This is a genomic window from Dysosmobacter sp. (assembly GCF_052306735.1).
Lineage (GTDB): Bacteria > Bacillota > Clostridia > Oscillospirales > Oscillospiraceae > Oscillibacter.
Genome location: NZ_DAWBAJ010000009.1, coordinates 58,473 through 69,701 on the forward strand (window position 1 = coordinate 58,473; position 11,229 = coordinate 69,701).

At 63.2% G+C, this 11,229-nt stretch carries 11 protein-coding genes; 6 read left to right on the forward strand and 5 right to left on the reverse strand.

Going from position 1 to position 11,229, the window contains the following annotated elements; translation table 11 throughout:
- Positions 1-28 precede the first annotated feature (28 nt).
- The 5 genes from ACT67G_RS04195 to trkA form a co-directional block, all read right to left on the reverse strand.
- Entirely contained in the window at positions 29-520 is a 492-nt protein-coding gene (locus ACT67G_RS04195) for a deoxycytidylate deaminase (protein WP_325246453.1), read from the reverse strand.
- A gap of 156 nt (positions 521-676) precedes the next feature.
- Positions 677-1,681, reverse strand: a complete 1,005-nt coding sequence (locus ACT67G_RS04200; RefSeq protein ID WP_443663097.1) for an XdhC family protein — start codon at positions 1,679-1,681, stop codon at positions 677-679.
- A gap of 1 nt (position 1,682) precedes the next feature.
- A complete protein-coding gene (locus ACT67G_RS04205) occupies positions 1,683-3,020 on the reverse strand; it encodes a sodium-dependent transporter (RefSeq protein WP_443663098.1) in 1,338 nt (445 codons plus the stop codon).
- Between the two features lie 195 nt (positions 3,021-3,215).
- Positions 3,216-4,679: a TrkH family potassium uptake protein gene (locus ACT67G_RS04210; protein ID WP_443663100.1), complete on the reverse strand. Its 1,464-nt coding sequence runs from the start codon at positions 4,677-4,679 to the stop codon at positions 3,216-3,218.
- Positions 4,680-4,700: 21 nt separating this feature from the next.
- Entirely contained in the window at positions 4,701-6,062 is a 1,362-nt protein-coding gene (trkA, locus tag ACT67G_RS04215; protein WP_325246448.1) for a Trk system potassium transporter TrkA, read from the reverse strand.
- 292 nt (positions 6,063-6,354) lie between these two features.
- Between trkA and acpP the strand changes: the two genes are divergently transcribed.
- The 6 genes from acpP (at position 6,355) to ACT67G_RS04245 (ending at position 11,132) form a co-directional block, all read left to right on the forward strand.
- A complete protein-coding gene (gene acpP, locus ACT67G_RS04220; RefSeq protein WP_325246446.1) occupies positions 6,355-6,585 on the forward strand; it encodes an acyl carrier protein in 231 nt (76 codons plus the stop codon).
- A gap of 86 nt (positions 6,586-6,671) precedes the next feature.
- Entirely contained in the window at positions 6,672-7,118 is a 447-nt protein-coding gene (gene accB, locus ACT67G_RS04225; protein ID WP_443663102.1) for an acetyl-CoA carboxylase biotin carboxyl carrier protein, read from the forward strand.
- 3 nt (positions 7,119-7,121) lie between these two features.
- The gene (gene accC, locus ACT67G_RS04230; RefSeq protein ID WP_443663104.1) at positions 7,122-8,513 is read left to right on the forward strand and encodes an acetyl-CoA carboxylase biotin carboxylase subunit; all 1,392 of its coding nucleotides are present in this window, start codon (positions 7,122-7,124) and stop codon (positions 8,511-8,513) included.
- A 41-nt stretch (positions 8,514-8,554) separates the two neighbouring features.
- Positions 8,555-9,367 (forward strand): acetyl-CoA carboxylase, carboxyltransferase subunit beta, encoded by an 813-nt coding sequence (gene accD, locus ACT67G_RS04235; protein WP_443663109.1) that lies wholly within the window; start codon positions 8,555-8,557, stop codon positions 9,365-9,367.
- Positions 9,364-10,185, forward strand: coding sequence for an acetyl-CoA carboxylase carboxyltransferase subunit alpha (locus ACT67G_RS04240; RefSeq protein WP_443663106.1), 822 nt, complete (start codon positions 9,364-9,366; stop codon positions 10,183-10,185). The genes accD and ACT67G_RS04240 overlap by 4 nt, the downstream gene beginning before the upstream one ends.
- Complete coding sequence (locus tag ACT67G_RS04245; RefSeq protein WP_443663107.1) at positions 10,182-11,132, forward strand: beta-ketoacyl-ACP synthase III; 951 nt, start codon at positions 10,182-10,184, stop codon at positions 11,130-11,132. Before ACT67G_RS04240 ends, ACT67G_RS04245 begins: the two co-directional genes overlap by 4 nt.
- Positions 11,133-11,229: the final 97 nt, after the last annotated feature.

Below are 11,229 nucleotides of genomic sequence, written 5' to 3' on the forward strand. Positions count from 1 at the left end.
CTTTCTGCAAGAGACTGCACAGTTATGGTCAGGGCTGCTCCGGCGGAGGAGCCAGCAGATCATCCTCCGCTACCCAGTCGGCCACATCCACCACCTCAAACTCCGTGGCGGTGCGGCGGATCACCACCTGGGAAAGCCCCGCGTTGATGACCATGCGGCGGCACATGGAACAGGAGGTGGCATCGGAGAGCAGCTCCCCGGTGCGGGCGTCCCGGCCCACCAGGTACAGCGTACCGCCCACCATGTCCCGCCGGGAGGCGGAGATGATGGCGTTGGCCTCAGCGTGGACGCTGCGGCAGAGTTCGTAGCGCTCCCCCCTGGGAACCCGCATGGCCTCCCGGGAGCAATACCCCATATCCACGCAGTTGGCCCGGCCCCGGGGGGCTCCGTTATAGCCGGTGGAGATAATCTCGTCGTTTTTTACGATGATGGCACCATAGATCCGGCGCAGGCAGGTAGCCCGTTCCATGACAGTCTGGGCAATGTCCAAATAGTAATTTGCTTTGCTGATGCGATCCATGGGCGTCGCCTCCTCAGTTGATTTGCCGCCGCAGCGGCGTTGATTCGTGTTTATTCTATCACCTGCGGCCCTGCATTGCAAGAAACACCGGCTTATCCGGCGGCGGCAAGTGCTGGCAAAAAGGAGCGGACGGCCCAGCCGTTCGCTCCTCTCGTTTCACTTCTTCACCCCTGCCCGGACAGCGATCATCTCCGCTGCCACAGAAACGGCAATCTCCTCCGGGGTCTGGGCTCCGATGGCAAGGCCGATGGGGGCATGGAGCCGGGCGTACTCCTCGGGTGTAAAGCCCGCCTGGAGCAGCCGGTCCCGGCAAAGAGCCAGCTTCCGCTTGGAGCCGATGCACCCTAAATACCGGGCGCCGCTGCGCAGCACCTGGGTGAGGACCTCGTAATCCGCCTGGTGGCCCCGGGTCATGATGACCACATAGTCGTCCGCCGTGACGGTGACCTGCCGGGCAAGGTCGGTAAAGTCCCCGCACAGCACGCCCTCCGCCGCCGGGAACAAGGCGGGATCCGCAAACTCCGGCCGGTCATCGTACACCACCGGACGGAAACCCACGCCGGAGAGCACCGGCACCAATGCCCGGGACACGTGGCCGCCCCCGAAGACGTAGGTCCGGCCCGCCCGCACTGCCGGGGCGGCAAACCAGTCCTCCCGGAGCACCGCCCGGTTTTCCAGCAGCGCCTCCAGCTCCGCCGGGGACGTGTCCAGGTGCCGCGTCCCGGCACGATCCGCAGTACCCATGGCCGCTACCCGCTCTCCCTGGAAGCGCAGCACCAGCCAGGTATCGGCGCTGCGGCCATCGGCTTCCACCAGATCCCGCATGACGGCAATGGCCCCCGGATCCCCGCCGGGGAGATACTGGAACTGCAGCGTCACGTCGCCGCCGCATACCATGCCCAGGCTGGCCGCCTCCCCCTGGACGAACCGGAAAGACTTCCGGCACTCTCCTCCGGAGGGCAGCAGTGCCGCGGCGGTCTTCTGGGCCTCAAACTCCACACTGCCGCCGCCGATGGTGCCGGCAGCCCGGCCATCGGCAAACACCGCCATCATAGCCCCGGCGCCTCGGGGAGTGGATCCGCCGGAGGAGAGGATGGTCACCAGCTCCACCGGCTCCCCCGCCTCCAGGGCGTGGGCGATCTCCCTGAAAAACTCCCGCATCTTAACCGATGCCTCCTTTCACAGCGCCCAGGATCAGCACCAGCACCGTCACACCGCAGAAAAGATATCTGGCGGTGGGATAGAACCACCGGCCCAGGGGCTTTGTCCGGGCCAGATTCACCTGGCGCAGGCACTCCTGCCGGTCATACACCCAGAAGAAGAACACCCCTGCCAGCAGCGCCCCTACCGGGCAGGCGTAGATGGAGCACACGTCCATCCAGCCGGAGACAATGCCCTGGATGGAAAGGCCCACCGCCAGACCGATGAGGCCGATCACCGCCACCGCCTGGGTGCGGCCCAGGTGCAGCTTTTCCTGCAGGGTGGCCGTAGGGGCTTCGAAGAGGTTGATGAGGGAGGTGATCCCCGCCAGCAGCGCCGCCACGAAGAACACCGCCATGATGATCCCGCCGCCGGGCATGGACTGGAAAAGGTTGGGGAGGAAAATAAACATCAGTCCCGGCCCACTGGTGCTGAGGGTCTGTCCCGCCGTGGCCATGGCGGGAATGATCACCAGAGCGGCCAGCATAGCCGCCGCCGTGTCAAAAACCGCCACTGTCCGGGCCGCCGTGGGCACGTCCTCGCTCTGGGGCAGATAGGATCCGTAGATCAAAGTACCGTTTCCGGCGATGGACAGGGAGAAAAAGGCCTGGCCCAGGGCATAGACCCACACCATGGGGTCCTTGAGGCCGGCGGGCTCCAGCACAAAGAGATAGCGGTATCCCGCCTCCGCGCCGGGCAGGGTGGCGATGTACACCGCAAGGCCCAGAAAGAGGAGGAAGAACAGGGGCATCATCACCTTGTTGGCCTTCTCGATGCCGCCGCCGATACCCAGTACCATAATGAGGAGCGTAATGGCCATGGCGGCCACCTGCCAGGCGGTGTTGCCCCAGGCGGAGGCGGTGGCGCCGAAGTAGGCGTTGAAGCCCTCCACCCCGTCATTGGCCAGAACGGCGCCGGTGAAAGAACCCACCATATACTTGAGGATCCAGCCCACTACCACGGAGTAGCCGATGGCCATGGCCAGAGAGCCCAGCACCGGAATAAAGCCCAGGGCCTCGCCCCATTTTCCCCGGCCGGTGCGCTGCCGGGCCGCCTCCCCAAAGGCCACCATGGGGCCGCCTCCAGCCGCCCGGCCGAAGGCCATCTCCCCGATGACGCCGGTGGAGGCGATGAGGGCCACAAACAGGATGTAGGGGATCAGGAAGGTGGCCCCGCCGTACTGGGACACCCGGTACGGAAAGAGCCAGATGTTGCCCATGCCCACGGCAGAGCCGATGCAGGCCAGCTTGAACCCCCAGCGGGAACGGAAGCTGTCCCGCAAAGCAGATTGATTCGACATACGGTTTTCTCCCATCTCCGGCGGACAGCGGTCCGCCTGTACTGCGCCGAAAAGCGGCGTCTGCACACAGCTCTCCCTCTGTGAAAGGACTGCGGCGATATTTTACCATATTTCCCACCGTGGGAAAAGCCCCTTCCGCCGGAAAGTCCGGAGAATGAAAAAAGCAGCGGACTTTCGTCCGCCGCTTTGCGTGATTCAGTTCTGGCTGCTGTGCACAGGAAGCCGGCGCTTCCAGATGGAGGGAGAGAACAGCAGCAGCATGGGGAACAGCTCCAGCCGTCCCGCCAGCATGTCGAAGGACAGCAGCAGCTTGGAGGCATAGGAGAAGGAGGAGAAATTCCCCATGGGGCCCACGATCTCCAGTCCGGGGCCGATGTTGTTCATACAGGAGGCCACAGCGGTGAAGGTGGTGATGAGATCCATGTGCTCCAGGGAGAGCAGCAGGCAGGAGATGCAAAATACCATGAGATACACCGTAAGGAACAGGTGCACGCTGCGGATCTGCTTGTCTCCCATGGGCTTGCCCTCAAACCGGACGGTAGACACCGCGTTGGGATGGAGCATCCGGCGCATGTCGCACAGGGAGGTCTTGCTGAGGATCACCAGCCTGGCCACCTTGATGCCGCCGCCGGTGGAACCGGCGCAGGCGCCCACGAACATCAGCGTCACCAGGATGGCCTTGGAGAAAGTGGGCCAGGTGTTGAAATCCGTAGTAGCGAATCCCGTGGTGGTGATGATGGAGGACACCTGGAAAAAGGCATGGCGCAGGCTCTGCCACACGGAGCCGTACATATGCAGGATGTTGACGGTGATGGCGCCCACCGCCGCCGCCACGATCAGCACATAGGCACGCAGCTCCTCGGAGTGGAACACCTCCCGGAACCGGCGCACCAGCAGGAAGTAGTAGAGGTTGAAGTTCACGCCGAAGAGCAGCATGAACACGCCGATGACCACGTCGAAATAGGCATTGTCATAAGCGCCCACGCTGAGGTTGCGGGAGCTGAAGCCACCGGTACCGGCGGTACCGAAGGAGTGAACGCAGGCATCAAAGAGGGGCATGCCGCCTGCCAGCAGCAGCACGATCTCAATGAGGGTCATCACCAGATAGATGCCGTAGAGGATCTTGGCCGAGTCACTCATGCGGCTGACCAGCTTGCCCACCGTGGGGCCCGGCACCTCCGCCCGCAGCAGGTGCATCCCGTGCCCGTCACTCATGGGCAAAATGGCCATGACGAACACCAGCACGCCCATGCCGCCCACCCAGTGGGTAAAGCTGCGCCAGAAGAGGCCGCTGTAGGTCAGGGACTCCACTTCTGTCAGGATACTGGCACCGGTGGTGGTAAAGCCGGAAACCGTCTCAAAAAACGCGTCCACAAAATGGGGGATATCCCCGGAGATACAAAAAGGCAGCGCTCCAAAGGCGGACATGGCGATCCACGCCAGGGCCACTACCGCCAGGCCATCCCGTGCAAACAGGGCCGTCTGCCCGGGGCGGACAGCCCGCAGCACCAGGCCGATCACCGTCAGGATCAAAATGGGGATCAGAAACGGCAGTACGGACTCCCCATACAAAAGCGCCACCACCAGCGGCAGCAGCAGCAAGGCCGCCTCCGTCAGCAGGATCCGGCTCATGACCACCGCAATCATTCGAATATTCAAGGAATCTGTCCACCTCTTTATTTACTGAAGGATGTCCCGCAGATCCTGCAGGCGGGTATCCGTGGTGACCACGATGACATCGTCATGATGGTGCAGGGCGTCCTCGCCGGAGGGAATGATGATCTTCCCGTTCTGGCGGACGATGCCCGCCAGCAGGATACCGCTTTTCAGGGTCAGAGACTTCAGCGGCACACCAATGCCCGGGAAATCCTCCGTAACGCTGAATTCCAGGGCCTCTACCCGGTTGTCCGCAATGCGGTGCAGGGTCTTGACCTGGGAAGCGGAGGCATTCTGCATGGCCCGGATGTACTGCAAAATCAGCTCTGTGGTAACATCCGCCACGGAGACCACGGAGTCGATCATGCCCTCGGCGGAAACCAGCTCCAGCAGCGGGCGGCGGTTGATCTTGGCCACCACTTTGCAGTTTCCCATCTGCTTGGCGGCGCTGATGGCCATGAGGATATTGGCCTCGTCCATACCGGTGATGGCCACAAAGGCGTCAGTCTGGCCGATGCCCTCCTCATGGAGCAGTTCGCTGTCGGTGCCGTCGCCCACGATCACCAGGGCCTTGGGCAGCCGCTCCCCCATGCTGATGCAGCGCTGCTCGTCCCGGTCAATGATCTTCACGGACATGCCCATCTCCAAAAGCTCTGAGGCCAGGTAGTAGCAAAGCTTGCTGGCGCCTACGATCATCACCGAGGACGCCCGGCCCCGGAAGACCCGCAGATGCCGGAAAAACTGCTCCAGCTCCTGGGGAGAAGAGGTGAGATAGATCTTATCGCCGGAGCGCAGGACAAAATCACCCGAGGGGATGATGGTCTCCCCTTTCCGGGCCACGGCGCAGATCAGCACCCGGACCCGCAGGTTCCGGTACAGATCCGAAAGCTGGATGCCGTCCAAAATGGTGTCCTCCGGCAAGCGGTACTCCACCAGCTCCAGCCGGCCCTTGGAGAAGGACTCCAGCTTCATGGCGTTGGGGAAGCGCAGCACCCGGGCGATCTCCCGGGCGGTGGCCTTCTCCGGATTGATGGCCATGGAGAGGCCCAGCTCCCCCCTCATAAACCGCAGCTGCTTTTCATACTCCGGGTTGCGGATCCGGGCGATGGTGTGCTCCACCCCCAGCTTTTTGGCCACAAGGCACGCCAAAATGTTGATCTCGTCGCTGGATGTGGTGGCAATGAGCAGCTCCGCGTGCTCTGTGTCTGCCTCTTTTTGCACCTCGTAGCTGGCGCCGTTGCCCGCCACGGCCATCACGTCATAGACGTTGATGATGTTTTCCACCCGCTGGGGATTGGAGTCGATCACCGTGACCCGGTTCTCCTCGGAAAGCTTGCGGGCCAGGGCCACGCCCACCTTGCCTGCACCTACGATGACAATTTTCATAATGCTGCTGCCCTCATTCCGCGCCGCAGCGGCGGCGCTTGCAACTCTCTTTTTCTTTAATGGCCTTTCAGCCCAGTATGAATACACAGCATTATATCGAATGTTTGGGTAAAATGGAAGCCCCCGCTGTAAAAGAACCGTGAAAAAAGAGAAATGACATCAGATTTTTCTTATGCGCAAAATTTTGCTTGACAAACGGCCCTTGTCCGGATAGAATTTCCTTAAATTATTTTAGTTAAAAAATTTTAATTAAAATAATTTTACTAATTTTGTTGAGTTGAGGAGAATACCGATGGAATTTGAGAAGATTCGTGACATCATTGTGGAGACCCTGGGCTGCGACGCTGAGCAGGTGACTCCCGAGGCCTCTCTGGCTGACGATCTGGGCGCCGACTCCCTGGCTTCCGTGGAGCTGGTCATGGCTCTGGAGGAGGCTGCCGGCATCACCATCGATGACGCGGACGTGGCCGGCCTGAAGACCGTGAACGACATCGTGACCTATCTGAAGGACCACAAGGCCTGAGACCTACATGCCGGGGAGCACCGTCTCCCCGGCTCCATGCTGCTTCGTACCGGCCCCCGGCCGGTCTTTTTTTGAAAGGAAACATCATGACCAATCAAGAAATTTTTGATCTGATGGACCGCTTCGAACGCTCCAACCTGCAGTCCATGAAGCTGTCCATGCAGGATTTTTCCATAGAGCTCTCCCATCCCGCTCCGGCGGCTGCTCCCGCCGTGATTCCCATGGCGGCTCCCGCGGCTGCTGTTTCGGCGGCTCCTGCCACCCCTGCCCCTGCTGCTCCTGAGGCTCCTGAGGCCCCCGCCATCACCGCCCCCCTGGTGGGCACCTACTATGCGGCCTCCGCACCGGACCAGGCTCCCTTTGTGGCCGTGGGCGACCGCGTCAGCAAGGGCCAGACCGTGTGCCTCATCGAGGCCATGAAGATGATGAGCGAGGTCCCCGCCCCCTGCGACTGCGTCATTGAGGAGATCCTCAAGGCCAACGGCGAGCTGGTGGCTTTTGGGGAGCCCCTGTTCCATTACCGGGCGGTGTAAGCTATGCTCAAGCGCGTATTGATTGCAAACCGGGGCGAGATCGCCCTGCGCATTCTCCGGGGGTGCCGGGAGCTGGGCATCGAGACGGTGGCCGTCTACTCCCAGGCGGACGCGGAGGCGCTCCACGTCCAGCTGGCAGGGCAGGCGGTGTGCATCGGTCCCGCCCGGGCTGCTGACAGCTACCTCAACCAGGAGGCCCTTCTGACGGTGGCCAAGGCCACCGGATGTGACGGCATCCACCCCGGCTACGGCTTTTTGTCTGAAAACGCCGACTTTGCCGACGCCTGTGCCCGGGAGGGCATCACCTTCATCGGCCCCAGCGGCGACACCATCCGCAAGGCCGGCTCCAAGTCCGCCGCCCGGGACATCATGCGTGCCGCCGGCGTGCCGGTGACCCCCGGCTCGGACGGCCCGGTGGACTCTGTGGAGGACGCCCTGGCGGCGGCGGCGGCCGTGGGTTATCCGGTGCTGCTCAAGGCCAGTGCCGGCGGCGGCGGGCGGGGCATCCGCCGCTGCGACCGCCCCGAGGATCTTGCCTCCGCCTACGCGGAGGCCAAGGCCGAAGCCCAGGCCTGCTTCGGCAACGACGAGATGTATCTGGAAAAGCTGGTGCTGCGGCCCCGTCACATCGAGTTCCAGGTACTGGCTGACCGCCAGGGCCACACCATCCACCTGGGAGACCGGGACTGCTCCGTCCAGCGCCGTAATCAGAAGCTCATCGAGGAGGCCCCCGCCCGGTGCCTGACGCCGCAGCTGCGGGAAAAGATGGGCGAGGCCGCCGTCCGGGCTGCCCGGGCCGTGGGTTACGAGAGCGCTGGCACCGTGGAATTTCTGCTGGACGGCGACGGAGAGCACTTCTACTTCATGGAAATGAACACCCGGATCCAGGTGGAGCACGGCGTCACCGAGCTCATCACCGGGGTAGACCTGCTGCGGGAACAGCTGCGCATCGCCTCTGGGCTGCCCCTCAGCATTACCCAGGAAGACGTGCATCTGCAGGGGCACGCCATCGAGTGCCGCATCAACGCCGAGGATCCCGCCAACGATTTCCGGCCCTGCCCCGGCAAGGTGGAGTTCCTCCACTTCCCCGGCGGCGCCGGGGTACGGGTGGACTCTGCCCTGTACAGCGGCTGCACCCTCTCCCCCTACTATGACTCTCTGGCAGCCAAGCTCCTGGTCCACGCTCCCACCCGGCTGGAGGCCATCCGCAAGATGCGCCGCTGCCTGGAGGAGTTCACCCTGGAGGGCTTCCCCACCAACGCGGAGCTCAGCTACCAGATTTTGTACCATCCCACCTTTGTCCGGGGCGCCTGCACCACGGCGTTCCTGGACGAGAACCTGCCGTCTTTGCTGGACTTCAGCCGGCGGCTTTCTGAAAGCGAGGAAGAGGCGTGAGCGATTCCATTTTTGCCCGCCGCCGGGCCCGGCTGCTGGCCATGAAAGCCATGCGGGACAACTATATTCCCGGCGACAAGATGGTCAAGTGTCCCAAGTGCGGCCAGGAAAGCGAGCGGCGTCTGGTGGCCCAGGAGCTCTCCGTGTGCCCCAAGTGCGGCTACCACTTCCCCATGGGGGCCTATTACCGCCTCAGCTCCGTACTGGATCCCGGCACCTTCCGGGAACTCTTTGAAAAGCTCCCCGCCGGCGACCCCCTCTCCTTCCCCGGCTACAAGGAAAAGCTCCAGGCGGCCCAGCGGAAGACCGGCCTCACCGAGGCCGTGGTCACCGCCACCGGTGCCATCGGCGGCCACAAATGCGTGGTAGGTGTGCTGGACAGCCGCTTCCTCATGGGCTCCATGAGCGCCGCCGTGGGTGAAAAGCTCACCCTGGCCATCAACTACGCCACCCGCAACCGGCTGCCCCTGATCCTCTTTGCCGCCAGTGGCGGCGCCCGGATGCAGGAGGGGATCCTCTCCCTGATGCAGATGGCCAAGACCAGCGCGGCCCTGGCCCGCTTTTCCGAAAAAGGACTCCTGTATATCTCCGTGCTGACAGACCCCACCACCGGCGGCGTCACCGCCAGCTTCGCCTCCCTGGGTGACATCATCCTGGCAGAGCCCGGCGCTCTCATCGGCTTTGCCGGCCCCCGGGTGATCCAGCAGACCATCGGCGAAACGCTGCCTGAGGGATTCCAGCGGGCGGAATATCAGGAGGAGCACGGCTTCGTGGATGCGGTAGTTCCCCGGGTGCGGATGCGGGAGACCCTCTCCCAGCTGCTGCGCCTGCACGAGAAAGGAGGCCGCTCATGAGCGCCCAGTTGACTGCCGCAGAGCGGGTGGCCATTGCCCGCAATCCCCAGCGGCCCAATATCACCGACTACATTGACGCCCTCTTCACCGACTTTTTTGAGTGCAAGGGCGACCGCCTGTGCGGCGAGGACGCCGGGATCCTGGGAGGCGTGGCCCTCTTCCACGGCCGCCCCGTCACCATCATCGGCACCCGCAAGGGCAAGACCCTGGAGGAAAACCTCAAGTGCAACTTCGGCATGCCCAGCCCCGAGGGCTACCGCAAGGCCCTGCGGCTGATGCGCCAGGCGGAGAAATTCCGCCGCCCCATCATCACCCTCATCGACACCTCTGGGGCCTACCCCGGCCTGGAGGCCGAGGCTCATGGCCAGGGAGAGGCCATCGCCCGGAACCTGTTTGAAATGAGCCGTCTGACCGTGCCTATCATCGCCGTCATTACCGGCGAGGGCAACAGCGGCGGTGCGCTGGCCCTGGCGGTGGCGGACCGGGTACTGATGCTGGAAAACGCCGTGTACGCCATCCTCTCCCCGGAGGGCTTCGCCTCCATTCTCTGGAAGGACGCCTCCCGCCACGACGAGGCCTGCGAGCTGATGAAAATGACGGCGGAAGACCTTCTGAACCTGGGCGTCATCGATGACGTGGTGCCCGAACCCGACGGTGGCGCCCATCTGGCCCCCGCCATCACCTTCCGGCAGCTGGACCGCTGCCTGGTCCGCCATCTGGCGGAGCTGGACCGCATGCGGGGCCCTGCCCTTGCGGCGGCCCGCTATCAGAAATTCAGAGCCATGGGGGCACCCGCTCCCCAGAAGGAGGAGCAATGAACGGAATCAAAATCCTGGGGACCGGCAGAGGCGTCCCCTCCAAGCTGGTCACCAATGAAGATTTATCCAAGATCGTGGACACCAATGACGAGTGGATCACCAGCCGCACCGGCATCACCCACCGCCACCACCTGGCGGAGGGTGAGACCATCACCGACATGACGGTGATGGCGGCCCGCCGTGCCCTGGAAAACGCCGGTATCACGGCGGACCAGATCGGCGCGTGCATCGTGGCCACTTTGACGCCGGACACCCTGGTGCCCTCCGCAGCCTGCTGCCTGCAGCGGGATCTGAACCTGCCCCATGACACCGTCTGCTTTGACCTCAACGCCGCCTGCACCGGCTTTCTCTACGCCCTGCACACCATGGAGTGTCTCCTGAACGCCTCGGAGCGCAAGTACGGCCTGGTGATCGGCGCGGAGAACCTCAGCCGCATCACCAACTGGGAAGACCGTGGTACCTGCATCCTCTTCGGCGACGGCGCCGGGGCCGTGGTGGTGGAGTCCCGGCCGGAATGGCCCTCTATCTCCGCCATCCTGGGCTGTCACGGCAACGACCAGATGCTGCGGGTCCCGGGCGTGGAAACCGGCATGCCCAGCCTCATCTACATGGAGGGCACCAAGGTCTTCAAGTTTGCCGTGGAGGCAGTGCCCTACTGCATCGACCAGGTTCTCGCCAGAACCGGCAAAACCGTGGATGATGTGGACTTCTTTGTCTTCCACCAGGCCAATGCCCGGATCATCGACCTGGCGGTACGCAAGTACCGCATCCCCGCCGAAAAGTATTACAAGAACATCAATGAGTATGGAAACACCTCCGCCGCCAGCATTCCCCTGGTCATCAGTGAGCTTCACGAGATGGGCAAGGTTGGTCCCGGTTCCCGGGTGCTGGTGGTAGGCTTTGGCGGCGGCCTCACCTGGGGCGGCGCGCTGGTGGAGTTTGCATAAGGAGACAGCAGATGAAAAAGTTGAACGAGATCCTGGGGACAGAGTTCCCCATTATCCAGGGCGGCATGGCCAACATCGCCACCGGCGAATTTGCCGC

What these genes read in the sequence shown, in the direction of transcription:
- ACT67G_RS04195 (WP_325246453.1), bottom strand. Translation starts at nt 520, where the DNA reads ATGGATCGCATCAGCAAAGCAAATTACTATTTGGACATTGCCCAGACT.
- ACT67G_RS04200 (WP_443663097.1), bottom strand. Translation starts at nt 1,681, where the DNA reads ATGCGGGAGTTTTTCAGGGAGATCGCCCACGCCCTGGAGGCGGGGGAG.
- accB (WP_443663102.1), top strand. Translation starts at nt 6,672, where the DNA reads ATGACCAATCAAGAAATTTTTGATCTGATGGACCGCTTCGAACGCTCC.
- ACT67G_RS04205 (WP_443663098.1), bottom strand. Translation starts at nt 3,020, where the DNA reads ATGTCGAATCAATCTGCTTTGCGGGACAGCTTCCGTTCCCGCTGGGGG.
- accC (WP_443663104.1), top strand. Translation starts at nt 7,122, where the DNA reads ATGCTCAAGCGCGTATTGATTGCAAACCGGGGCGAGATCGCCCTGCGC.
- acpP (WP_325246446.1), top strand. Translation starts at nt 6,355, where the DNA reads ATGGAATTTGAGAAGATTCGTGACATCATTGTGGAGACCCTGGGCTGC.
- ACT67G_RS04240 (WP_443663106.1), top strand. Translation starts at nt 9,364, where the DNA reads ATGAGCGCCCAGTTGACTGCCGCAGAGCGGGTGGCCATTGCCCGCAAT.
- trkA (WP_325246448.1), bottom strand. Translation starts at nt 6,062, where the DNA reads ATGAAAATTGTCATCGTAGGTGCAGGCAAGGTGGGCGTGGCCCTGGCC.
- ACT67G_RS04245 (WP_443663107.1), top strand. Translation starts at nt 10,182, where the DNA reads ATGAACGGAATCAAAATCCTGGGGACCGGCAGAGGCGTCCCCTCCAAG.
- accD (WP_443663109.1), top strand. Translation starts at nt 8,555, where the DNA reads ATGAAAGCCATGCGGGACAACTATATTCCCGGCGACAAGATGGTCAAG.